This window comes from Chryseobacterium indoltheticum, from assembly GCF_003815915.1.
Lineage (GTDB): Bacteria > Bacteroidota > Bacteroidia > Flavobacteriales > Weeksellaceae > Chryseobacterium > Chryseobacterium indoltheticum.
Map to the genome: position 1 here is coordinate 2,032,847 of NZ_CP033929.1, position 25,398 is coordinate 2,058,244.

The window sequence follows — 25,398 nt, forward strand, 5'->3', positions numbered from 1 at the left end:
ATACAAAATCTAAGAACAATGCAACAAACATCACAAAACAAAGGTTTACCAACGTACAAAATCGGTTATTACATTTCGCTTTTCGGAGCTGCAATTATTTTACTTTGGATCGGGGCTTTCAAATTTACACCCACGGAAGCTGCTGCCATAAAACCTTTGGTAGAAAACCATTTTCTTACGTTTTTCGTATATGATATTATGAGCGCCCAAGCGGTTTCTAATATAATCGGTGTCATAGAAATTATCATTGCCTTTTTACTGATCTTTAGCGTGAAATTTGCATATCTAAAAAAGTTTGCAGGTATCGGAATGGTGGTTACTTTTTTGGTGACACTGAGTTATCTCTTTACAACACCGAATGTTTGGCATATTGTTGACGGCGTTCCTGTTACAGACTTTTTTATTCTTAAGGATATGATGCTTTTAGGATTTGGTTTAATGCTTTTAAATGGAAAAAATGAAAACATATAATAAAACAAAAATGAAAAATATATTAACATTTCTCGGAATGATTCTGGGAATTGCAGTCTTTGCAACAAGTTGTGGAGAAGGAAAACAACAATCTTCATCAATTAAAAAAGGAAATGAGACCATTATGAATGCTAAAAATGTAAAAGAAGTTTATTTTGCAGGCGGATGTTTTTGGGGAACGGAACATTTTTTTCAACAAATCAGAGGAGTGGTAGGAACTGAAGTTGGGTATGCCAACGGAAATAAAAAAAATCCTACTTATGAGGAAGTTGTAAGTCATACAACAGGTTTTGCCGAAGCCGTGAAAGTAAAATACGATCCGGAGCAGGTTGATCTTAAGCTTTTGATTGACTTATATTTTAAAACAATTGACCCTACAAGCTTAAACAAGCAGGGAAATGACAGAGGTGATCAGTACAGAACCGGGATTTATTCTACGGACAAAGAAACAGAAGCGGTTATTAAAGAAGAAGTTCAAAAACTAGCGAAAAATTATAACAAACCTTTGGTTGTAGAAACGATTCCGTTGAAAAACTTCTACAGTGCCGAAAATTATCATCAGGATTATTTAGATAAAAATCCGGGAGGTTATTGCCACATTGAGCCGGGATTATTTGAAATTGCAAGAAATGCAAACCCACTTCCAAAAGCTAAATATCAAAAACAGGATAAGGAAGTTTTAAAGAAAAAACTAACTGCAGAACAATATGCAGTTACGCAGGAAAATGCTACAGAAAGACCTCACACCAATGAATATGACAAAGAATTTCGTGAAGGAATTTATGTAGATATTACAACGGGAGAACCATTATTTATCTCAACCGATAAATTTGAATCGGGTTGTGGATGGCCAAGTTTCTCGAAACCTATTTCTAAAAATGTTATCGACGAAAAAACCGATAATTCAATCGGAATGGCAAGAACAGAAGTAAGAAGTAAAACCGGAGACGCTCATTTGGGACACGTTTTTGATGACGGACCGAAAGACAAAGGCGGACTGAGATATTGTATCAATTCTGCATCATTGAAGTTTGTTCCAAAAGCTGAAATGAAAGAAAAAGGATATGGAGATTATATTTCTCTTCTTAATAAAAAGTAATTAAAAGAAAGATTTTCCGATCTTGAAACGTAACAGATTTTTATCTGTTACGTTTTTTTTTGAAGAAATTTTAATATTGAAAAATAAAAGCTATTTATTACGAAAAGCTCCGAGGATCGGTCTGATAATTTATTGACAGGTTGTTCCTACAGAGCTTTTTGGACATCTATATTTTTATCTATTAAGACATAAACTTTTGATAAGATTTTATATAGAAAGCAAAAAATAAATTTTACATATTATTAAAAATGATCAAATATTTCTTAGTTTTGTTCTTCAGTGAAAATTATGACTGAGTTTATTAGCCCCGATAGAAACGGTTACCCCGCAATAGGATTGGGAAAGCTTGAGGGTTTTGGTGTAGGAGAGTTGGGCGAATGAGGAGTATGAGTGGATAGCGGGAAATAGCTACTAAAAACAATTTGGCGAGTTCAAAAAGTTAAAAAACAATAAAAAAATCTGCATTATGACAATGCAGATTCTTTATTAATAATATTAAAATAAAACGTGTTGTTTTTCGCTAATTACTTTAAAGTAAATTTTACTTTTGTTTTAATTGCATCAGAAGAATTTCCGATTTGCGCTTCAAAATCTCCAGGTTCTGCAACCCAGTCGTGCTTTTGAGCATCGAAATAGCTTAAAGCAGTTTTATCGATCGTGAATGTTACTTCTTTCTGTTCTCCAGGATTTAAGAATACTTTTTCAAAGCCTTTCAACTCTTTTGCAGGGCGTTCAACAGATGATTTAACATCGGTAATATATAACTGAGCTACTTCTGCACCAGCTTTTTTACCTGTATTTTTTACAGTAACCGTAAAGGTAATTTTATCATCCTGATTCATGCTTGTTTTGTCGGCTTTAGCTTTTCCAAACTCGAAAGTAGTGTAGCTTAAACCATGGCCGAAGCTGAATAAAGGCTTTATTTTTTTGGTGTCATGCCAACGATAACCAACAAATATTCCTTCGTTGTATGTAATATTGATCGGATTTTTCTGATCTTTACCTTTTCCGGCAGCCAATTCTTCTTTATTTCCCGGATATTCACCCATTGTGTGAGCCGAATTATCTTCCAGTTTTACCGGGAATGTAAATGGTAATTTTCCTGAAGGATTGGCATCACCTGCCAAAATAGAAGCAATAGAATTTCCTGCTTCAGAACCCAAATACCAACCCTGAACTATAGATGGAACGTCTTTAATCCACGGCATTGCTACTGCATTTCCTGTAATCAAAACAACGGTAAAGTTCTTGTTAGCTTTTGCTAAAGCTGAGATCACATTATCTTGGTTGTACGGAAGTCCGTAACTTTTTCTGTCGTTTCCTTCACTATCTTGGAAATCAGCTTTGTTTAATCCACCTACGAAAATAACATAATCAGATTTTTTTGCCAACTCAACAGCTTCGTTCAATAATTCTTCCGGAGAACGTGTATCTTTCAGATCCTGACCAGATTTCACACCGTTGTATTCTCCACCGATATCTCCTACATAACCTCTTGCATATTGTACGTCTGAATTTTTACCGAACTTAGCTTTAATTCCGTCTAAAGGTAATGTTTCATATTTTACTTTTAATGAAGAAGAACCTCCACCAACTGTCATTACTTTGATCGCATTCTCACCAATTACCGCAATTTTCTTTGCTTTGTTGATGTCGATTGGAAGTACGTTATTTTGGTTTTTCAACAAAACAATTCCTTCTTCACCGATCTCTTTTGCTACCGCTTTATGCTCTTCAGAAGCGATGTTTCCAAAAGGTTTTTTGGTGTTCATCGTAGTTTTATACGCTAAACGCAAAAGTCTTGTTACTTTGTCATCAAGCTCTTCAGTTCCTACTTTCCCTGATTTAATAAGGTCTAAATATGGTTTTGCTAAATAATAATTGTCGTATGCATTTCTTGTTCCGGCAGAAAGGCCATTGGTCCAGCTTCCGAATTCTACATCTAATCCGTTATGAATAGCCTGTTCGGTATTGTTTACTGCGCCCCAGTCTGAAACAACAACCCCTTTATATTTCCATTCTCCTTTAAGAATATCATTTAAAAGATATTGATTTTGGCTTGCATACTGATTTTTGTACATATCGTAAGCACCCATAATAGTCCACGAATCTCCTTCAGTTACTGCAGCCTTGAAAGGAGGAAGATAAATTTCATATAACGTTCTGTCATCAACAATCACATTGCTTGTATGACGGAACATTTCCTGATTGTTTAATGCAAAATGTTTTACAGAAGTTGCCACTCCGTTAGATTGTACTCCTTGAATATAGGGAACTACCATTTTAGAAGTTAAGTATGGATCTTCACCCATGTATTCAAAGTTTCTTCCGTTTAAAGGAGTTCTGTAAATATTTACTCCGGGTCCTAAAAGGATGTCTTTTTTTCTGTATCTAGCTTCTTCACCTAATGCTTTACCGTAGTTCCAAGACATCTTCTTGTTCCATGTTGCTGATAAAGCGGTTAAGGCAGGGTAGGCGATAATAGAGTCATTTGTCCAGCCAGCCTGATCCCATTCGTCCCACATTACTTCGGGGCGAACTCCGTGTGGACCGTCGGTTGTCCAGAATTCAGGAATTCCCAATCTTGGAACACCGGGAGAACTGAACTTTGACTGTGCGTGAAGCATTGCTATTTTTTCTTCCAGTGTCATTCTGGAAAGTGCGTCCTGAATGCGCTGTTCAACAGGTTTAGATTCGTCTAAATAAACAGGTTTTGTATTGTTTTGAGCCATTGCAGAGGCAGATATTATCGTAAACAAACTTAGAAGTACAGTTTTCTTCAACATAAAAAACTTTTTATTGATTGTTCACAAAAATAGGAAAAATATTTATTATCTCAAATTGAGAAAATGTGTTTTTTGAGAAATGGTTATTTTTAACTATAGTATATAAATCGGTAGAATAATTGGGTTAATGAAGGAAGTTTGAATTTGTTTTTGAAATTTGAACCATTAGAATATTTAATTCATTCTATGATTTATACAGTTAATTTCATTTAAATTTCAGGATGCTTCAAAATAAAAATACCGCTCCGGAGGAAAAGTTCCCGAAGCGGTATCGCATATAATAATAGAATTTTTCTTTATGAGTAGAGGATTTTTAATTTTGCTATCAACTATCAACTATCAACTATCAACTAATCCCAACCTTTCACAGCACCGCCTTTAAAGATTTCTTTGGCTTTATCTTCAACTTCTTTCGACTGATAGGCTTTCAGGAAATTTTTCACTTTATCTGTATTTTTATTGTCATCTCTTGAAACGACAACATTCATGTAAGGAGAATCTTTATCTTCTTTGAAAATACCATTTTTATCGGCATCCAATCCGGCTTGAGCAGCAAAATTATTGTTGATAATAGCAATTACCACTTCTTTATCATCCAAGACTCTTGGTAATTGCGGAGCTTCTATTTCAAGAATTTTAAGCTGTTTTGGATTTTCAGCAATGTCGGTTACTTTGGGTAGCAAACCGATGTTTTCTTTTAACTTTAATAAACCGTTTTTTTGTAAAAGTAGGAGAGAACGACCGCCGTTGGTTGGATCATTAGGAATTACAATCGTACTTCCATTTTGAAGTTCATTAATATTTTTTATTTTTTTTGAATAGGCTACAATCGGATAAACGAAAGTATTTCCAATTACTGCCAGTTTGTAACCGCGCTGTTTCGACTGTTCGTTCAGATAAGGAACATGCTGAAAGGCATTCGCATCAATGTCGCCATTATTTAAAGCCTCGTTAGGGACCACATAATCGTTGAAAGAAACAAGCTCTACTTCCAGATTATATTTTTCTTTAGCTACTTTTTTGGCGGTTTCGGCAATCTGCTGCTCAGGTCCGGAAGTAATTCCTACTCTGATGAAGTTTGGATCATCTTTTTTGGGCGAATTACACGCTCCGAATAACAACAAACCTGCTGCTAATCCTAAGATTTTTATTTTTTTCATTGTAAATTATTTTTTTTAAAAAAGTTGGGTGTTGGATGATGGAAGTTGGATGTTCGTTAAGTAATATCGTAAGATTGTAGATTGTATGATTAAAATTTTGTCAATCGACTTTTCACTCTCAATAACGCTAAAACTCTCAAACACTCTAACTCACCTATAATCAAATCTCTTCGCCAATCTGTCACCTGAAAACTGGATGATAAATACCAAAGCGACCAACAAACCCAGAACGAGATTCATAATCAACGCATCGTAACCGATATATCCGTACTGATAACCAATTTGTCCCAATCCACCGGCTCCGACAGCTCCACCCATTGCGGAATATCCGACAAGAGTTATTAAAGTTATCGTTGCATTATTGATAAGCGATGGCAAAGCTTCCGGTAACAAAACTTTTTTAATGATTTGAAACGGAGTTGCACCTAATGCTCTTGCAGTTTCAATCAACCCATTCGGAATTTCCAAAAGACTGTTTTCAACCAATCTTGCAATAAATGGGGCTGCTCCAATGCTTAAAGGAACTAATGCCGCATTCATTCCGATGGAAGTTCCTACCAAAGATCTCGTGAAAGGAATCATCCAGACAATCAAAATAATGAAAGGAATCGATCTGAAAATATTAACCAAAACCGACAGAATTCTGTTGTAAATGGTGTTTTCTAAAAGCTGTCCTTTTTTAGTAATAAAAAGCAGAATTCCAACAGGAAGACCCAAAACAAAACCAAAAAACCCTGAAACAAACGTCATGTAAACTGTCTCCCAAATTCCTTTTCCCAGAAGCGAAATTACCGTATCACTAAGCATATCCTTTTACTGTATTTTGAATGTTATTCTGATTAAAATAATAGATTGCTTTCTGGTTTTCATCAGCTTCTCCCTGTAACTGCAGCAGCAGTTTCCCGAAATTGGAATCTCCCAAATATTCTACATCAGCTTTCAGAAGTTTATATGGAATTTTATATTGATCGTAGATGACAGAAAGTAATTTTTCTACGCTGATACTTTCGTTCAGTTCGATTTCAACCAACGGGAACAAACCGTCTTGTGGTTCTTTCTGTAGTTTTTTATTGAGTTCTTGCGGTATAGTCATAACACCTGAATTTAAAAATTGTTTGATGATAGGATTTTCTTTGTTGGAAATAATTTCACTCAAAGTTCCTTTTGATACTAATTGTCCTTTATCGATGACGGCAACGTGGTTGCAGATTGCTTTAATGACTTCCATTTCGTGGGTAATCAATAAAATTGTTATTCCCAGACGATGGTTGATGTCTCTAAGCAACTGTAAAATAGATTGGGTCGTTGCAGGATCCAGTGCGCTTGTCGCTTCATCACAAAGTAGGAGATAGGGATCATTCGCTAAGGCTCTTGCAATGGCAACCCTTTGTTTTTGCCCGCCTGAAAGACTTTTAGGGTAATCATGAGCTTTATCTTCAAGTCCTACGATTTGTAAAAGTTCATTTACTTTTTCTCTGATTTTATCTTTATTGTCAGAATCCAATTCCAATGGAAGTGCGATGTTTTCAAAAACCGTTCTTGATGAAAGAAGATTGAAATGCTGAAAAATCATTCCTATTTTTTTTCTTTCATGGGCTAACTGTTTGGAATTTAGTTGTGTGAAATCTTTTCCATTGATTATGATATGTCCTTCATCTGGTCTTTCCAATAAATTAACGGTTCGGATTAAAGTACTTTTTCCGGCGCCTGAAAAACCAATAATTCCGACAATATCACCTTTTTCAATACTTAAATTAATATTATTTAAAGCTTTAAAAGCTTGTTTTTTCTGATGAAATGTTTTTGAAATATTCTTTATTTCTATCATTTTTTTTCTGTAATTTTTAATAAAAAAAGGCTCTACAACGTGGTAAAGCCTTTAAAAATATGTTATAATAAAAGTAAGGTCAGCCACTAAAATTCCCACAAAAAGGCATACAGCAATACATCATCATATGGATGATGCTCATCTTCGACATAAAATTGTAGGTGAATTTTGATTTCATTTTCATTTCCAAACTTGAATACGGGTGCAAATATAAAACATATATTTTTATTAGTCCACTAAAATAATAGACTTTTTTGAATGTTAATTTTAAATATGTGTTTAATTGATTGTGAATCAATGTTTTATTTTCGTATTTTAATTGATTAAATTGAAGAATATTTTTCTTCGCAGAATAATCTTATTTAAGCTAATGAAATGAATTCATTATTGAAGTATAAGTTCTCTACGCCTTAATTATCATTTAAGTTTAATAATATTGATGGTTTTTAATTTCCGTAAAGTAAAAATTATACTTGTTCGTCTCTTTCAAAAAAGGTTTTAAAACCAAAAATTATGGAGAATACGAACATTAATAACGGAATTATTCTGATTCCTGACTTCAGTGGATTTACTGAATTTGTGTTCAATACAAAACTTTATACCGGAGAATATATTGTAAAACAACTACTTTCTATTTTGATTGATATAAACAATCAGTATTTTGATATTTCAGAAATTGAGGGCGATGCGATTTTATTTTATCGCTACGACAACAAACCATCGTATAAAAAGATTTCCGGAATGCTGAGAAATATGAGAAATGCTTTCAATATGAAAATTCAGGAATTAAGTGAAATGTTGAATACGACCATCGAATTATCATTAAAATTCATTGTTCACTACGGAAAATTTTCACAATACAACATTGGAAGTTTCAGGAAATTATATGGGAAACCTATCGTAGAAGCGCATCAAATGCTTAAAAATGGTTTTGCTGAACAGCCTTCTTATGCTTTGTACAGTCATTCTTTTCTGGAAAAAAGCAGACAATTAGTTAACATCAAAGAGAAGGAATTGTTCGAATTCGGTGAAATTGAGTATTTTGAGAATATGATAATGAAAAACAGATAATTATAAATGCAATTAATTACTGTCAGATTTTTATTTTACTATAAAAATTATAAGAATATAACATTAAAAAACCGTTTCGCAATAACGAAACGGTTTTAATATTTTTAGATTGTAATTATTTTTTGATTACTTTGAATGGTTTAGTACTGCCATCATTCATTTTAAGGTTAACGATATATAATCCTGTTGTCAAACTTGAAAGGTTTATTTCTGTAGCAGGTGCAAGAGATTTAACTTCTTTTCCTGAAATATCACTTATAGAAATAGACTTAACTCCTTTAATATCAGAAATGTTAAGGGTACTTGAGAATGGATTTGGATATACAGATAGATTTCCTGTTTTATTAATATCAGAGACTGCCAAAGTTTGAGCATTTACTTTTAAGATGTGATCTTCTGATTGTCCATTTATTACATTACTACAAGGTGAACTTAGTGCTGCTAATTGAGTCGTATTGTTGGTAGTTGGGAAAAAATTGGTTTTTATTCTCATCCTTAAGTCACCTACAACAGCATTTGAAGGAACTGTGAAAGTTGCTGGTATAAGTGGAAAGTTGTCTGCAGTTGTACCAGTACCTGTTAATGGAGTAGTAGTATTAAAAGCTTCATTAGTATCATCAAAATCTCCATCATTATTCCAATCGATAAAAAATGTAAGTCCCATTCTGTTGGTACCTGCAAAAACCTTTACATCCATAGTTACATTGTCGGACTGCGTAACAGTAAAGTTTGTCGCATCTTGTAGGAAATATTCTTGTGGCGGTGTTGTAGGACCTGGGGTTGTGCCTGAGACTTTTTCCAAACTTCCAATTTTTACAGAGGTAACCGGAAATTTATTATCAGCTCCATTTGCAGAAACACTACAATAGTCAAACTTGTAAGTAACCGTGTTGGAAACAGCATTCTGTCCTGAGTTTGTACACGTTGTTTTTAATCTGTAAAGTATAGAACTTCCAAAATTTCCTATTGGAGTAATACTTGAAGAGGGGGTTGTTGCAGAAGAAATATCGCTCCACGAAGCTCCATTGTCGGTAGAACTCTGCCATTGATAGGTAATTCCTCCTCCAGCAGAAAGTGCTAAAGCAGAAGTTGTTATTGGTGTTCCGGATTTTCCTATATATGAAGATAAACTGACTGTACCTGCATTAGGTGTCCCTGAACAAGAAGGAGCAACTCCTGTAATTTTAACGTCATCAATACTCAAGCCTGGCTGTGTAGCAGTAGTTGTATTAGCATAGAAAAGCCATCCGATGTAAATAATAGCATTTTCAGCTCCTGCTGGCAAAGCTAAATCTGTAATAGTCTGGGTGGCAGTTTGACCTTGTAGTCTGGTACTTACAGGTATCCAATTTATTTTATCCGTAGAGTATACTAACTGTCCGTAGTCCTGATCTGTTTCTCCCCCACATTTCCATTTGTATGATAATTTGAGGTTATAGTACGAAGTGGTGTCTACCATACGATAAATTAACGCTGCAAACCCTGTGTTAGTTGCAGAAACATTTTGATATGAACAGCTAACAACAGTAGCCGAAGTAACTCCAGTGACCTGCATTGTTTTGACACTTATTAAATTAGCAGGACATCCACTTTGAACGAAAAATGCATTATAAGGATAAATAGATAAAGTTCCAATGTTGGTTCCCGTCCAACTTCCTGTAGAGCCACTAGTGACAGTGTCAAAATTGTCCTCTAAAAGTGTTGTTTGCGCAGAAATGCCAATTCCAAATACTAAAAGGCACGATAGTAAAAAATTTCTCATAATTATTTAAATTTATATTTCAACTAATATATAAATTATTTATAATATTTTAATATTTTTTAACTAAAATAAAATAATGAAATAAGCATTTAATTGTGTTTTATTAAAATAATCATTTATAGTTATGTATTTTCAATAAGATTTTATTTATTTTTTAAATTTTGATAATAATAACTATTAAACATTTTTTATTTTTTTTTTAAATTTAAAGGAAGAAATTATTGTTAGAAAAGTGTATGCAATGAGCTTTTGTAGTTACAGCTAATAGTATTTTAATAGTTGTTTTGTATTCGATTATAAAAATGTATGACAGTAATAAAAAAAAACGATATTTAAAGTAGATCATTAATTTCACTATCTCATTTCAATAATTCCAAAAAAAATCCCGACTTTTGCAACCCTCCCAATAATCCCAATTATTCATGAAACTTTGTATTGCCGAAAAGCCCAGTGTTGCCAGAGATATTGCCAAAGTATTGGGCGCAACTATGCCTAAACAAGGCTATATGGAAGGAAACGGCTATTGTGTGACTTGGACTTTCGGACATCTTTGCACCTTAAAAGAACCTCACGATTACGGTCCGCAATACAAATCCTGGAATTTGTTTTTGCTGCCAATTATTCCTCAAAGTTTCGGGATCAAATTAATTCCGAATAAAGGCGTTGAAAATCAGTTTAAAGTAATCGAAAGATTGGTAGCCGAATGTGATGAGGTTATCAATTGCGGGGATGCCGGTCAAGAAGGAGAACTTATTCAAAGATGGGTTTTGCAGAAAGCAAAATGCGACAAACCTGTACAGCGTTTGTGGATTTCATCATTGACAGAAGAAGCAATTAAAGAAGGTTTTGAAAAATTAAAACCAGCCGAAGATTACAAAAACCTTTACCTAGCAGGAAATGCAAGAGCGATAGGAGACTGGTTGTTGGGTATCAATGCAACGCGACTTTTCACCAAAAAATTTGGTGGAAATAAAGCGGTTTTATCGATTGGAAGAGTACAGACTCCGACTTTGGCGATGTTGGTTCAGCGTCAGAAAGAAATTGATGCATTCTCAACCGAAGAATATTGGGAACTGAAAACAAAATACCGTGACGTAATTTTCAACGCTGCAATTGACCGTCTCAAAACTTTAGACCGAGCCGAAAAAGGTTTGGAATATCTGAAGGTTAATCCTTTTGAAATTCTTTCATTTGAAATTAAAGAAGGAAAAGAAAAAAATCCAAGACTGTTTGATTTGACCGGACTTCAGGTGGAAGCCAATAAAAAGTTTGGGTATTCTGCAGACAGCACTTTAAAATATATTCAAAGTCTTTACGAGAAAAAACACGTCACTTATCCTCGTGTTGATACGACATATCTATCGGAAAGTTTATATCCGAAAATCGGAGTGATACTTCAAAGTATGGCCATTTACAAAGATTTGATTTCGCCTTTGCTGGAACAACCGATTCCAAAATCTAAAGCGGTGTTTGATGATGCAAAAGTGACCGATCACCATGCGATTATTCCGACAGAAATTCCGCCTTCTCCAAATTTAACGAGAGAAGAGAAATTGATTTATGATTTGATTGCGAAGCGTTTTATTGCCGTTTTTTATCCGGAATGTAAAATTTCAAATACGTTGGTTGAAGCTCAGGTTGGGACGATTCCATTTAAAACAAGTGGAAGACAGGTTCTCGAACCGGGTTGGAGAGAAGTGTATGCGAAAGACGCTAAAGAAGAACCGACCGACAAGGAAAAAGACAAGGAAGAGGAACAGACGATTCCTGAATTCAAAGTTGGGGAAACGGGACCTCATGACCCGATGATTCATCAGGGAAAAACTTCGCCACCAAAACCCTATACCGAAGCAACTTTACTTCGAGCGATGGAAACTGCCGGAAAGCAAGTCGATGACGAAGAACTTCGTGAAATGCTCAAAAATAATGGAATTGGAAGACCTTCAACGCGAGCAAATATTATCGAAACACTTTTCAAGCGAAAGTATATTGAGAAGAAAAGAAAAAATCTGATTGCTACCCAAACCGGAATTCAGTTAATTGATACGATTGAAGACGAATTGCTGAAAAGCCCGGAATTAACAGGGGAGTGGGAATTAAAACTGCGGAAAATTGAAAGTGGTGAATATGAAGCCAATCAGTTCAAAGATGAATTGATACAAATGGTGACCGAACTGACCAAAAAAGTGGTTGACGGAAAGGCAAAGGTTTTCACCTTGCATGAAGAAAAGGAGGAAGTCAAAGAAAAGAAAAAACGTGAGCCGGCTGTAAAAAAAGAATTACAGTCTTGGGAAGAAACACAATGTCCGAAATGCAAATCACACAATTTGATGAAAGGAAAAACCGCAGTCGGATGTTCAGATTTTAAAAACTGCGGCTTTAAAGTTTCATTTGATATTTTCGGTAAAAAACTTTCCGATAAACAATTGATGGATTTAGTTTTAAAAGGAAAAACTTCAAAACTAAAAGGCTTTACCACTCATCCTGAAGGTTTAGCAGAAGGAGTTGTTACGCTTTCTCCTGAATTTCTAATAAATATTAATTCATAATTAAATGATTAAATTTTAGATTGATTTAAAACTTTAAAAGCTTTTTAAACCATTAAGATTAGTTTAGAAGTTGAGATAGATTAAGAAAAATCTAAAGATTTTTTAAGCTGAATTCTTAAAGCAAAGCTCAAACTTAATATTCTAAAAATCTCAACTAATCTTAATGGTGAAATTTTAAATATTTTTGCTATCAACTATCAACTATCAACTATCAACTATCAACTATTTCAAATACAGCCTCATTCTCGCTTCATATTCAGGCTTGGTTTTCAATAGCTTCCAAATCTTTTTATCATCGGGATTGCTGATTCTATAATACATAATTTTGTCTGCAGAATATTTGAAATACGGATGATTTTTCAGCCATTCTTCGGGTGCATCGACCAAAGTATATCGCTCAACTTTTGAATTATCGAGTGGAGTAAAGCTTAATAATTTTTGAACCAATTCTTTATCAATATTATAGGTCTCCAAAATTTGCTCTTTCGTCATAAACCCACCCAGTTTTTTTCTGAAACCAATCATTGAACCTGCGCTTCTTTCATCCAGACCAAATTCTAAAAGCTGTTTAAACGTAATAGAATTCATATCCGTTTTTGAAAAATCAGTTTTCTCTTGTTTGAATTCGGGCTTTTTATCTTCAGCATTTTTCGCCATTGTAGAAGCGTTTAGTTTGATAAAAGGTTTTAATTCTTCAAATTTTTCTGCGGAAATGACAAAGCAGTTTTTAATATCCTCCAAATTTTTAAAACTTCCTTTCAGATTTCTGTCACGATAATTAACGATCACATTCGCTTGCTTTTCTGAGAATCCTAAAGCCATCCAACCTTGCACATCTAATATATTCGGATCAAAAGAAGTTTGCAGCGTTTTAAATTTGAATGAATTGGATTTTCCTGCATAAGCATTAAAATTGGCCGGAGTTTTTGCCGGAAGAATTAAGTAAGGTTCAAGTTTCGCATAATTTTCTTCATTGATGATAAAGCATTCTTTGAATTTTTCTTTGCTAACAAAACTTCCACCTAAATAATTTTTATATTTTAAAATTGCAGCAGCTTGTTTCTCAGAAAACCCGATTTTTTCCCAATCGGTTTGTGAAAGTTGGTCGGGATTAAATTTCCTGGTGATATTTAAAGATTTTTTCTCATAACTTTTAAAATCTGAATTTCCGGATTTTGCCTCCAAATTGGTTTCAGGTAATAAAATAAAAGAATTGAGTTGGGAATATTTTTCTTCTGAAATTGCATAGCATTTCTTGAGCTGTTCTTTTGACAGAAATTTTCCGCCGACAATTTTTTTGTATTTTAAAATTGTTGCTGCTTGTTTTTCGGAAAATCCGAGCTTTTGCCATTGATTTTCGTCTAAATCGTTGGGTCAAATTCTGAGAATGATTCTACAGGTAAACTTTCGGAAATAAAGGTAACCTCTGGAAAAGTTTCATCAGATTTGTTGGCGTATTTTTGAAATCCAACTAGTGTAAACAACAGCATTCCAAGAAATGCCATCTTCTGATAGTAATTTTTTTTCATCGTTATCTATTTATGTTTTTTGGCTTATTTCGATTTATCGAAATCAGAATACAATAAAGTTATGAATTAATTTAATTCATAAGCTAATAAAAATGAAAAAAAATAGTAATTAAATAATTGTTTTACAGTGAATTGTAAAAATGTTTATATGAAAAGATAGACTTAAGAATCACTTTTCTTGTGAATGAAAATTTGGACAAGTGACACGACAAAGATTCCAATCAAAGCGGCCATTAAATAAGTATTCACATTAAAAACAGCTCCGATAATTATAAGAAACAATGAGACTCCAGCCAGAGTTTTTAAATGCTTTCTGTGTTTTACTTTAATCATTTGGGATTACATTTTTATTCAGAATCTTTTTCTACCAAAGAATCTTTTAGCTTCAGCAATTCTGCTTTTACGAATTCTAAACGGTCGATTAATGTTACCGTTTCAGAAATTTTTGAGTTGGTTGTTAAGGCAATTCTTGCTCCGTCAAGCGTATATCCTTTTTCTTTTACCAAATGATAAATGATTTTCAGGTTTTTGATATCTTCGGGAGTGAAGTAGCGGTTTCCTTTTTTGTTTTTTTTAGGTTTAATAATGGGGAATTCTTGTTCCCAATATCTTATCAATGAAGCGTTTACATCGAATGCTTTCGCAACTTCTCCTATCGAATAATACAGTTTGTCGGGTAAATTTGTCTTCATTATAAATCCTGAAAATTCAAAGATAAATATTTTTTAAGCTTTACTACAAATACACGTTGTAAAATGTGCAGTTTAAGTGTATTTTTGTTCTCTTTCATATTTAATAAATCAGGATGAATTCTATCTCGGTATTGCACATCAATCTTTTTCAGTCAGAGAAAAACGCTCCGGATTTTTACTTTAATACATTGAAAGATCATTTGGTTTCCAGTCATAAACATATCGAGAAACCGCATCGTCATGATTTTTATGTTACCGTTATTTTCACTAAAGGAACCGGGACTCATGAAATAGATTTTCAAAAATATGATGTTTTTGAAGGAAGTTTATTTTTTCTTTCTCCGGGACAGGTGCACAGTTGGGAACTTTCTCCGGATACGGATGGCTATATTTTCTTTTTTTCTCAGCCTTATTATGAAATGCATTACGTCAATCAAAAGCTGAAAAATTTTCCATTTTTTAACTCTCCGAGTTTTCCGAGAAAACTTCAGCTTCAATCTGATGATTTGGTTGATACGATTCGCCTTTTTGAGGCTATTCAAAATGAACATCAATCTCAGAATGTTATGAAGCAGAGCTTTATTCTATCTCTTATTTCTCAAATTTATATTCAGTCGGTAAGAGAGTTTTCTAAAGGTGATGAAAAAACTTCAGCAGCAAGTGTATCTTATTTTAAACATTATCAGGATTTTGAAAACTTGCTGGAGAAATCTTTTACTTTTCAAAAATCGATTTCTTATTACGCTTCACAACTCAATATTTCGGCAAAGCATCTTAACAGAATTACCCAAACCGTTATGCAGAAAACGGCTTCTGAGATTATTACTGAAAGAGTGATTCTGGAAGCTAAAAGAATGCTTATTTATCTTGATGAAGGTCTTGTAGAGATTGCTTTCAGATTGGGGTATGAAGAGTATTCTTATTTTGCGAGGATGTTCCGTAAAAATACGGGAATTGCACCCTCGCAATTTATCAAAAATCATAAAAACTAATGCTTTACAATGCAAGTTTAAAAGGTCCTTCAAAAGTTGTTTCGAAAGTATCTAAAACTTCATTTTTTTCATCTAAGACAACAAATGTTATATTTTGTTTGGACGATTTAATTTCATTTTCAGGGAATGCAATGCTGATTGAACCTTTGAGAATCTGGTCGCCTTTTAAGACGATTTTACTCGGTCCTGAAGAGATAATTTCAGCATGATTGGGATGCGTTATTTTTATCGTAATTACTTTTTTTTCATTGGTTTTGTTTAAAAAAGTATAGGTGAAATTATTGATGATTTTTCCGTCTCTCACAAAGAATGTAGATCCTGCGGGTTTTATAAATTTTGCTTCCATAGAACCTCTGTCGTTTAATAAAAATCCTAAAAATCCTATTAATAACGCCAGAAAAATTGTGGTAATAATCATTCTTGAAGTGATTCCAAGTTTTTTTCCGGTTTCAATTTCTGCTTCTGTGGCATAACGTACCAATCCGGTTGGTAAACCTACTTTTACCATTACCTCATCACAAGCGTCGATACAGGCAGTGCAGTTGACACATTCTAATTGCTGACCATTTCTGATATCAATTCCTGTTGGGCAAACGACAACACATTGTCCGCAATCAATACAATCGCCTTTTCCTGAAGATTTTCTGTCTTCCCCGTTTCTCCATTTAGCACGACCTTCTCCTCTTTTTGTGTCGTAATATACATTGATGGTCTGCTTGTCGATTAACACGCCTTGAAGTCTCCCATAAGGACATATCAAGGTACAGACTTGCTCGCGCAACCAAGTGAAAACAAAATAGAAAACCAGTGAAAAAGACAGCATCGCCGTAAAATGTAAAGGATGTTCTCCTGGACCTTCCTGAATGATTTTGAAAATATTTTCGTACCCGACAATGTACATAAACATAAAGTGGGAGATAATCAATGAAATAATATAGAAAACAGACCATTTTAAAAGCCTTTTTCTTATTTTCTCAGAATCCCAACTCTGTCTGTCGAGTTTCATTTGTTTGTTACGGTCGCCTTCAATCCAATATTCTATTTTTCGGAAAACCATTTCCATGAAAATGGTTTGCGGGCATAGCCATCCACAAAATATTCTTCCGAAAACTACGGTAAAGAGCATTACAAAAATGACAGAAATCACGGCTCCTAAAGCTAAAATAAAAAAATCCTGAAGGTAAAACGAGTGCCCTAAAATAAAGAATTTTCTATCAATAAGATTAATTAATAGAAATGGATTATTATTGATCTTTAAAAATGGAATTCCGAAAAATAAAGCTAATAAAACATAACTTGTATAATCTCTGTAATTGGTAAACTTACCTTTTGGTTTTCGAGGAAAAACCCATTTTCTTTTCCCTGTATCGTCCATTGTTCCTACAGAATCTCTGAAAGCCTCACCATCACTTCCCGGAATTTTTATATTACCTTGCTGAATGCTCATCTTTTGAATTTTATTGAATTAAAAGGACTTTTTTAGATGATTTGTAAATCATTTATGAAATAACGCAGTCTAAATTTTCCTCGTTAAAAGATGATACAAAGCTCTTGATTTTAAGGTTTAATAAATAATATTAAATACTTACAGAATAGGACAAAAAGGACATTTGGTTGTTTGTATTTAAACTAAATAATTATTCGTATAAAATTGGCAATACTTTTTACAAATCGTAAATTGTAAGCCTTAAATTTATAGAAATGAAAAATATTTTGAATGCAGGTCTTGTTGGTTTGGTTTTGGCATTTACCAGTTGCAAATCATCAAATTACAATGCTATGTTGGAAAACACTGAACCAAAATTAATATCAAATCAATTTTCATTTACCGAAGGAGCTGCAGCAGACAAAGCCGGAAACGTTTATTTTACAGATCAACCTAATGACAAAATTTATGTCTGGGATTGGAAAACAGACAAAGTATCTTTATTTTTAGATAAAACCGGACGCGCCAACGGAACGTATTTCGATGAGAATGATAATTTAATTACCTGTTCAGACGATGAAGGTGAAATCTGGAAGATTGGTAAAGATAAATCAGTACAGGTTTTATCTAAAGGCTTTGAAGGGAAACGACTAAATGGTCCCAACGATCTTTGGCTCGACGGAAACGGAGGAATTTATTTCACCGATCCATTGTATAAAAGAGATTATTGGCAAAATTTTAAAGTGGAGATTCCTGAAAAGAATCTGTATTACAGAAATAAAGATGGCAAAATTTCAAAACTGGAAACTTTTGTGCAGCCTAATGGAATCATTGGAAATGTGAAGACAAAAAAACTGTACGTTTCGGATATTGATGCCGGAAAAACGTATGTTTATGATATTTTAGGAGACGGGAAATTATCTGAAAAGAAATTATTCTGCCAAATGGGATCAGACGGAATGACGCTTGACAAAGATGGAAATCTTTATATTACCGGAGATGGCGTCACTGTTTTTAATGCTAAAGGTGAAAAAGTACATCACATTAAAATTCCTGAAGACTGGACGGGAAATGTAACTTTTGGAGGTGAGAAAAACGATATTCTGTTTATTACCGCTTCAAAATCTGTTTACACATTGCAGACAAAAACCAAAGGATTGAAATAGGGTAAATTAAGGTTAAGGTTAAGGTTAAGGTTAAGGTTAAGGTTAAGGCTGATTTTTGTTAGCCTCAACCTTAACCTTAACCTCAGCCTCAACCTAATATGCAACTTCCATTTTCACTTTCTTGCCTTTCAGCTTTTCAGTGTTTAGTTTTTTAAGTAATTCTCTTACTTTAGTTCTGGAAACAGCTACATAAGAAGTTGTATCTTTTACTTCGATCAGACCAAGATCTTCTTTTTGTAACTCACCTTTTTTCAATAAATATCCAACGATATCTACCTTATTGACTTTATCTTTTTTTCCTGCGCTGATGTAAATTGTCTGAAAAGGCGGGTTTGCGGGAACTTTAGAAAATTCTTTTACAGATTCTTCTGGCGTATCTTTTTTAATGAAAGGAAATTTTTCATCTTCTGTCATCACCAAATAAGCAAAGCCTTTTGCATTCATCCTTGCGGTACGACCGTTTCTGTGAATAAAAGCGTCTTCTGTTGCCGGCAATTGATAATGTACGATCGATTCAACTTCGGGAACGTCTAAACCTCTTGCAGCCAAATCTGTGGTAATCAAAACTCTGGCTGTATCATTTCTGAATTTTAGCAAAGCACGTTCTCTTTCATCCTGTTCCATGCCGCCGTGGAAAGTTTCTCTGGCGATGCCTTTATCTAAAAGCAGATCAGCAATACGGTCGACAGTTTCTCTGTGATTACAGAAAATCAGAGTCCTTTTATTCCCTATTTTGCAAATAAGATGAAATAAAGTATCCAGTTTTTCCTCAGAAATAGTCATCACTTTTCTTAATTGAATATCAGGTTTATTTTCTCCTAATTTTAAGAAGTCTACTATTTTTTCATCTTTCAGACCTGTAAACTTAGGGATTTCGTCCATTGAAGTTGCGGAAGTCAGAATTCTCTGGTAAAGATTGTACATGTTTTCAATAATATATTCCATATCATCATGAAAACCCAATTCTAAAGCCTTATCAAACTCATCAAGTACCAGATTTTTGATTGTTTTTACATCAAGATTTTTATTCCTCATGTGATAGGCAATTCTTCCCGGAGTTCCGATCAATACAGCAGGAGCTTCCTTGAGATTGTTGATCTCAATTTTTTTATCGTGACCGCCGTAGCATACAGTCACCTTAAAATCTGTTCCCATCGACTTGAATACCTGCTCAATCTGTAAAGCCAATTCTCTTGCTGGTACTACTATTAATGCCTGAATTCCTGTTGATTCTTTCTTAAGATTCCTGAGAACCGGAAACAAAAAAGCTAATGTTTTTCCTGATCCTGTAGGTGAAAGCAAAACAACATCGGTATTGTTTTCTGTAGTTTTATATGTAGATTTCTGCATCTGATTCATATCCTGAATCTGCAGTTTTTTGTAAATAGATTCTAATTCCATTTTGCAAAGGTAAGTTAAAAGTATTTTTGTAGAAATTATTAAATAAATTTTACAGAAATTTGCATAAACCCTCAAACCCTCAAACCCTCAAACCCTCAAAATGACTCCCGAAAAAAGAAAACTCATGACCGACAGTTTCAACCGCTCTGAAACATTGAAATTCTATAAAGCTGAATTATTAGAAGTAAACACTGATTTTGTTTCTATTAAAATTCCTAAAATGGAATTAATGACCCGAAAAGCTGGAATGTTCAATGGGGCAATGATTGCTTCCTTGGTTGATGTTTCTTCAGGATATGCGGCAGTAAGTCATTACGAAGAAGATTGCTATGTAGTAACGGTGGAGTTGAAGGTGAATTATTTGAGACCTGCAATGGGAGATGCGCTGGTTTCAAAAGCTTATGTAGTGAAAGGAGGTTCTAAGATCAGTGTCATCAGAACAGAGATTTTCACGGTTGACGAAAAACACTCTTCTGAAAGTCATGTAGCAACGTCTTTGGTGACCATGATGAAAATTAAATAAATTTATAACAAAGAAAACTTAGTACACATCAATGATTACGTGTCATTGGAATAGGTTTTGTTTGTAAAAGACAGATAATATAAAAATAAATACGATGAACTTAATTATTAGACTTCTTATAACAGCTATTGTGGCTTTTTTACTGACAAAAATTTTACCGGGTGTACATTTTGACGGCTTTTCAACGGCAATCATTTTTGCAATTGTTTTAGGACTTTTAAACCTAGTCGTGAAGCCAATTTTAAGTCTTTTTGGTTTGCCGCTTACCATTATTACTTTGGGCTTTTTTGCTTTGGTAATCAATGCTATAATTATTCTTATTGCAGATTATTTTATAGATAGTATGGCTGTAGATGGTTTTTGGTGGGCGTTTATTTTCAGTATAGCACTTTCTATAGTGACGTCGCTTGCCAATTCGATGTTTTCAGATGGAGATTAATTAAGATTAATTTTTAAATATTAAAGTGGAAATTCAAAAGATTTCCACTTTTTTTATGAAATAGAGTATTCTTTCCCTGTTTCGCAGTTGAATATTGTCGAGTTTGTGTGGTATTTTAGAATGTAGATAATGTTTTAATATCGTGCTTTTATTATAATATTAATTAATTCTTAATAATTTATAAATAAATAGCATTTGTTGTGTATTTTGTACATAAAAAGTGTTATTTTTAAGGTATATTTATTAGTAAATTGTTTTAATTAATTAATAATTTTAATCACACCAAATTTCTATGACAAAATATTTACAGATTTTCTTACTGTTGATCAGTTGTTATGCCTTTTCGCAAGCTCCCATAAGTGTAAAAGTGAAAGACGCTGTTGGGAATGAAAATTTTCATGTAACGTGTACAAATGATCTCGATGCTAATGGCTGTATTCCGCTTCACGTAGAATACCCGGAGCTGAAACAAACAACGACGTACCAGCTCACGCAGGGAACGTATGATCCGCCAATTCCTCTGAATCAGGGAACGGCATTGAATGCTAATTTTGACGATATTTTTACGCCAAAAGTAGATTTGCCATTTAAATTTTGCTTTTTTAATCAATATTTTGAGTCTGTCGTCATTGGCTCAAACGGAATGGTCACTTTCGATCTGAATCAGCAGGGAAATATCAATTATCCAAATGTTCTTTGGCAAAACCCTAACGCAGGTTTACCCAAAAATTCTATTTTCGGGGTGTATCACGATATGGTTTTTTCTGCTGCAGATACATCAGAAATTTACTATTCTACAGTGGGAACGGCGCCTTACAGAAAGTTTGTAATCAGTTATTATGACGGAAGAGTTGCCGGATGTACCGATCGCTCTTCTTCACAAATTGTTTTACATGAAACCACCAATATTGTGGAAGTTTTTGTAGATAAAAAGCTCACACCGTGCCCAACCAGAAAGTTTGAAAATGCTTTGATTGGAATTATAAATGATACGGGAACGGTAGGATATTCTCCGGCTTCACGAAATACCGGAAACTGGCAGGCTTTACAGGAATCATGGAAGTTTACTCCAAACGGAAGTGTAATTCAGCCAACAGTAACATGGACTAATTCAGCAGGACAGACCGTGGCATCGGGTATTCAGGCTACTTTGTGTCCTACACAGAATGAAGTTTATACTGCTAATGTCGTTTTTAATATTTGTGGAAACAGTAATCTGACGTTAACTGATGATTTTACCCTTGATTTTGATCTTTCTTATCCTATTTCGAGAACTTATACACAAGACTTTTGTGGGAATGCTCCGATTCAGCTTAATTTAAATGATTTTAAACCTAATGTAACCTCACAAAATCCTGCGAATTTTAATTTTACATTTCACGAATCTTTAGCTGATGCACAGAATAATCAGAACAGCATTTCTACAAGCTATTTGTTGAATGCCAATAAGGTTTTATATGTGAGAATTCAGAATCCTAATGTTCCCGGATGTTTTAGGGTGGCAGTTCTTACGTTGAACTTTCTTACCAAAAATCTTTTGACAGATAGTATTTTACTTTGCGATACCAACAACGATGGAATTGAGCAGAATTATGATTTGAGTTTCTTAAACAGCCAGCTTTTTCCTGCAGGAACATCAGGATTTTCATATTATCTGTCTCAAGCTGACGCTCAAAATAATACCAATGCTGTAACTACGGCAAATATTACTACAAACACAAAAGTTTGGGTAAGATTACAGGATGCGGCATGTACTTATATTCTAGGTCCCGTAAATTTTACTTTCCAACCGGGAGTGAATGCTAATTCTCCGATTAATTTTTCATACACGATGTGTGATATTAACGCAGATAATAATGAACCTTTTGATTTTGCTTTAAATATTGGTCCTTTAATTACGACACAACCGGGCGCTACTTTCACGGTGTATCAAACTTTTCTTGAAGCCTATAATAATTCAGGAACTGTAATAGGAACGATTAAAGAAGGGCAATACACGGTGTATATCAGAGTTCAGATTCCGGGAGGATGTTTTGCAGTTGTTACCGTTAACTTAAATATCACCTTTACTAAGATTCTAGTTAATGATAAAAATGAATATATCTGCTTCAACGGAACAGATGATATTACCGTTAATCTACAAACACTTTCTGCGGGTATGCTTGTTGCTCCGTCAACGGTACCTGTTACCGAGTTTTATGATAATTATTTAGCAGCTTTAGATGGAATAAATCCTATTTCACCCACGCAAACGATTACAGAAAACGGAAATTTTGTTAGCAAAACTTTCTATGTCCGCTTTGAGCAAAGTGAAACCTGTTATACCATTAGAGCGCTTAATGTTCATTTGGTTCATCCGGTTATTGTAGATTCTAATTTTACGGTGTGTGATTTTAGTAATGATAATACTGAAGTTGTTCCCTTAGCTCAGTTTTCGGGAGCGATTATCGGAAATCAGAATGCAACCACAACGTTCTATCTTACTCAAGCTGATGCTCAAAACGGAACCAATCCTGTAACGAGTGTAAATGTTGTAGGTACGAGACAGCTTTTCGTAAAAATTAATTCTTACAATTGTACTCAGATTTATCCGGTGACCATTAGTTTGGTTTCAACTCCGGCTGTGAACACTGTTGTAAATATTAATCTGACCAATATTTGTGATAATAATAACAATGGAGTAGAGCTGTATAATCTTTTGTCTGCTCAACCTCAGATTTACAGTGGTTCAAATGTTACATTCACTTATTACACTTCATATGATCCTTCTACCCATGTTTTTTCAGGGCCTATTGCCAATCCTGCAGAATTTCCTGTTCAGGGAAGCGCAACGGTTTATGTACAAGTGAAGTTTAATAATAATAATGAATGTTTTTCTGCGTCACAATTGAATATTCAAATGACATTTTTACCGGTGATTATACTTACGAATGCTGTTTTAAATACTTGTGATGAAGATTTTAATTTAAATGAAACTTTTCAGCTTAATGATGCGGTTTCTCAAATGTTTTCAGCGTCTCAGAATACATATCCATTGTCGGATATGAACATTACGTATTACAATACTTTAGCAGAAGCCAATGCAGGAATTCCTTCCACTCAGATTGGAAACAGTATCGTAACAACAGTTTCTACGGTGCAGGTTTGGGCAAGATTCCAATCGAAAACAAATGGCTGTTTTTCAGTAGCGCCGATTCAGCTGAATACTTATTTCCCTCCAAAAGCTATTAATTCAACCATAACGGTTTGTGATGATAATCTTGATGGCGTCTACGAAGTCAATCTGATGAATTTTACCAACCTTTATGTAGATATTCCGAATCAGATCAATACATTCACTTTTTATCTTAGTCAGAGTGATGCACAAAACGGAACGAATCCGATTGCAAATCCACAAAATTTTACAGCAAATCCTTTTCCACAGCAGATTTGGGTAAAAGTGATGAATATTCCGGGATGTGATGATATCGCTACGATCAATTTTATTATTGGAACCAAAGTCGTTCTTCAAAATTCCGGTCCATTCCTTCTCAATAATGTCTGCGATACCTTAAATGACGGCATTGAAAATGTAAACCTTACTCAATATCAATCGCAAATTTTCTCAGGGACTAATGCTACTTTTACTTATTATGCTTCTTTAGCTGATTTAAATTCAGGAACGAATGCCATTGCAAACCCGGCGAGTTATCCTTTTAATCAAAATTTAGGATCAGATATCGTGTATGTGAGAGTAAGCGTTTCTGGATTATGTCCTGAAATAGCAACCATTAAAATATCACTTAAGAAGGTTCCTATTTTTGAGATCCCAACACAGTATTTCTGTCCGGATGCAAACTTCAGCTATACTTTAGAAGTAAAAGATCACACAATTGTAAGTTATGTATGGACAAATCCTGCAGGGCAAATAGTTTCTACTACAGATACTCTTCTTAATGCAGGAGTGGTAGGGACCTACACCGTAACAGTAACTTCAGATAACGGATGTTCTTACACTGCGACTTTTGAAGCAAAATATTATGATGTTCCGGTCATTCAGAATATGATTGCGAGCGGTAATACTTATACGATAATAGCGACCGGTTCACAGCCGATCCTCTATTCAATTGACGGTATTAATTGGCAGGGAACTAATGTTTTTTACAATCTGCCGACAGGAATTACAACATTTTACGTGAAATATGTAGAAGGAAAATGTATTGTAAAACAGGACGGAGTTATTTTAGATATTAAAAATGCAATTACACCAAACGGAGACGGGCAAAATGATAAATGGATCGTCAGAAACCTTCATGTTTTCGGAAACAAAATGACGAATGTAAAAGTGTTTGACCGTTATCAGTATTTAATTTTCGAGCAAAATACCAATACTCAGATTGTTTGGGACGGAACCATTTCAGGAAGACCAATACCGACCTCAAGTTATTGGTATGTCATCACACTTCCGGATGGAAGAACGTTTACGGGATGGATCCTTGTGAAAAATAGTAATTAAACCTTTTTG

Annotated in this window: 18 protein-coding genes and 1 pseudogene; 9 read left to right on the top strand and 10 right to left on the bottom strand. The window is 34.2% G+C overall.

Annotated features, from left to right (window positions below; all coding sequences use genetic code 11):
- Nucleotides 1–18: 18 nt before the first annotated feature.
- Entirely contained in the window at nucleotides 19–471 is a 453-nt protein-coding gene (locus EG358_RS09535; protein WP_076559338.1) for a DUF417 family protein, read from the top strand.
- A gap of 10 nt (nucleotides 472–481) precedes the next feature.
- Entirely contained in the window at nucleotides 482–1,570 is a 1,089-nt protein-coding gene (msrB, locus tag EG358_RS09540; RefSeq protein ID WP_076559426.1) for a peptide-methionine (R)-S-oxide reductase MsrB, read from the top strand.
- 524 nt (nucleotides 1,571–2,094) lie between these two features.
- Here the strand turns inward: msrB and EG358_RS09545 are convergent.
- The 4 genes from EG358_RS09545 to EG358_RS09560 form a co-directional block, all read right to left on the bottom strand.
- Nucleotides 2,095–4,356, bottom strand: a complete 2,262-nt coding sequence (locus tag EG358_RS09545; RefSeq protein WP_076559336.1) for a glycoside hydrolase family 3 C-terminal domain-containing protein — start codon at nucleotides 4,354–4,356, stop codon at nucleotides 2,095–2,097.
- A 350-nt stretch (nucleotides 4,357–4,706) separates the two neighbouring features.
- Nucleotides 4,707–5,516 (bottom strand): methionine ABC transporter substrate-binding lipoprotein MetQ, encoded by an 810-nt coding sequence (gene metQ, locus EG358_RS09550; RefSeq protein ID WP_076559334.1) that lies wholly within the window; start codon nucleotides 5,514–5,516, stop codon nucleotides 4,707–4,709.
- 150 nt (nucleotides 5,517–5,666) lie between these two features.
- Nucleotides 5,667–6,323 carry a methionine ABC transporter permease MetI gene (metI, locus tag EG358_RS09555; RefSeq protein ID WP_076559332.1) on the bottom strand — a complete coding sequence of 219 codons (657 nt, stop codon included), beginning with the start codon at nucleotides 6,321–6,323 and terminating at the stop codon, nucleotides 5,667–5,669.
- Complete coding sequence (locus EG358_RS09560; RefSeq protein WP_076559330.1) at nucleotides 6,316–7,344, bottom strand: methionine ABC transporter ATP-binding protein; 1,029 nt, start codon at nucleotides 7,342–7,344, stop codon at nucleotides 6,316–6,318. The genes metI and EG358_RS09560 overlap by 8 nt, the downstream gene beginning before the upstream one ends.
- Before the next feature lie 513 nt (nucleotides 7,345–7,857).
- Between EG358_RS09560 and EG358_RS09565 the strand changes: the two genes are divergently transcribed.
- The gene (locus EG358_RS09565) at nucleotides 7,858–8,415 is read left to right on the top strand and encodes a DUF2652 domain-containing protein (protein ID WP_076559328.1); all 558 of its coding nucleotides are present in this window, start codon (nucleotides 7,858–7,860) and stop codon (nucleotides 8,413–8,415) included.
- Nucleotides 8,416–8,530: 115 nt separating this feature from the next.
- On the opposite strand, the gene EG358_RS09570 is transcribed toward EG358_RS09565, so the two are convergent.
- Nucleotides 8,531–10,177: a T9SS type A sorting domain-containing protein gene (locus tag EG358_RS09570; protein ID WP_076559325.1), complete on the bottom strand. Its 1,647-nt coding sequence runs from the start codon at nucleotides 10,175–10,177 to the stop codon at nucleotides 8,531–8,533.
- Between the two features lie 422 nt (nucleotides 10,178–10,599).
- Here EG358_RS09570 and EG358_RS09575 point away from each other — a divergent pair, with 422 nt between their 5' ends.
- Nucleotides 10,600–12,726, top strand: a complete 2,127-nt coding sequence (locus EG358_RS09575; protein WP_076559323.1) for a type IA DNA topoisomerase — start codon at nucleotides 10,600–10,602, stop codon at nucleotides 12,724–12,726.
- Nucleotides 12,727–12,948: 222 nt separating this feature from the next.
- On the opposite strand, the pseudogene EG358_RS09580 reads toward EG358_RS09575, so the two are convergent.
- The 3 genes and pseudogenes from EG358_RS09580 to EG358_RS09585 all read right to left on the bottom strand — a co-directional run.
- A pseudogene (locus EG358_RS09580) lies at nucleotides 12,949–13,860 on the bottom strand (hypothetical protein); the annotation flags it as partial.
- A 227-nt stretch (nucleotides 13,861–14,087) separates the two neighbouring features.
- The gene (locus tag EG358_RS19830) at nucleotides 14,088–14,255 is read right to left on the bottom strand and encodes a hypothetical protein (RefSeq protein WP_228421304.1); all 168 of its coding nucleotides are present in this window, start codon (nucleotides 14,253–14,255) and stop codon (nucleotides 14,088–14,090) included.
- Nucleotides 14,256–14,602: 347 nt separating this feature from the next.
- A complete protein-coding gene (locus tag EG358_RS09585; protein WP_034757421.1) occupies nucleotides 14,603–14,947 on the bottom strand; it encodes a MerR family transcriptional regulator in 345 nt (114 codons plus the stop codon).
- A 113-nt stretch (nucleotides 14,948–15,060) separates the two neighbouring features.
- Here EG358_RS09585 and EG358_RS09590 point away from each other — a divergent pair, with 113 nt between their 5' ends.
- Entirely contained in the window at nucleotides 15,061–15,939 is an 879-nt protein-coding gene (locus EG358_RS09590; protein WP_076559322.1) for an AraC family transcriptional regulator, read from the top strand.
- Between the two features lie 4 nt (nucleotides 15,940–15,943).
- On the opposite strand, the gene ccoG is transcribed toward EG358_RS09590, so the two are convergent.
- Complete coding sequence (gene ccoG, locus EG358_RS09595) at nucleotides 15,944–17,386, bottom strand: cytochrome c oxidase accessory protein CcoG (protein ID WP_076559320.1); 1,443 nt, start codon at nucleotides 17,384–17,386, stop codon at nucleotides 15,944–15,946.
- Between the two features lie 254 nt (nucleotides 17,387–17,640).
- Between ccoG and EG358_RS09600 the strand changes: the two genes are divergently transcribed.
- Entirely contained in the window at nucleotides 17,641–18,531 is an 891-nt protein-coding gene (locus EG358_RS09600) for an SMP-30/gluconolactonase/LRE family protein (protein WP_076559318.1), read from the top strand.
- A gap of 93 nt (nucleotides 18,532–18,624) precedes the next feature.
- Here the strand turns inward: EG358_RS09600 and EG358_RS09605 are convergent, their stop codons facing one another.
- Nucleotides 18,625–19,932 carry a DEAD/DEAH box helicase gene (locus tag EG358_RS09605; RefSeq protein ID WP_076559316.1) on the bottom strand — a complete coding sequence of 436 codons (1,308 nt, stop codon included), beginning with the start codon at nucleotides 19,930–19,932 and terminating at the stop codon, nucleotides 18,625–18,627.
- A gap of 100 nt (nucleotides 19,933–20,032) precedes the next feature.
- On the opposite strand from EG358_RS09605, the gene EG358_RS09610 reads away from it, so the two are divergent.
- The 3 genes from EG358_RS09610 (at nucleotide 20,033) to EG358_RS09620 (ending at nucleotide 25,389) form a co-directional block, all read left to right on the top strand.
- Complete coding sequence (locus tag EG358_RS09610; protein ID WP_076559314.1) at nucleotides 20,033–20,455, top strand: PaaI family thioesterase; 423 nt, start codon at nucleotides 20,033–20,035, stop codon at nucleotides 20,453–20,455.
- 94 nt (nucleotides 20,456–20,549) lie between these two features.
- On the top strand, nucleotides 20,550–20,894 hold the full coding sequence (locus EG358_RS09615; protein WP_076559312.1) for a phage holin family protein: 345 nt from the start codon (nucleotides 20,550–20,552) through the stop codon (nucleotides 20,892–20,894).
- Nucleotides 20,895–21,186: 292 nt separating this feature from the next.
- Nucleotides 21,187–25,389: a T9SS type B sorting domain-containing protein gene (locus EG358_RS09620; RefSeq protein WP_076559309.1), complete on the top strand. Its 4,203-nt coding sequence runs from the start codon at nucleotides 21,187–21,189 to the stop codon at nucleotides 25,387–25,389.
- Nucleotides 25,390–25,398 lie beyond the last annotated feature (9 nt).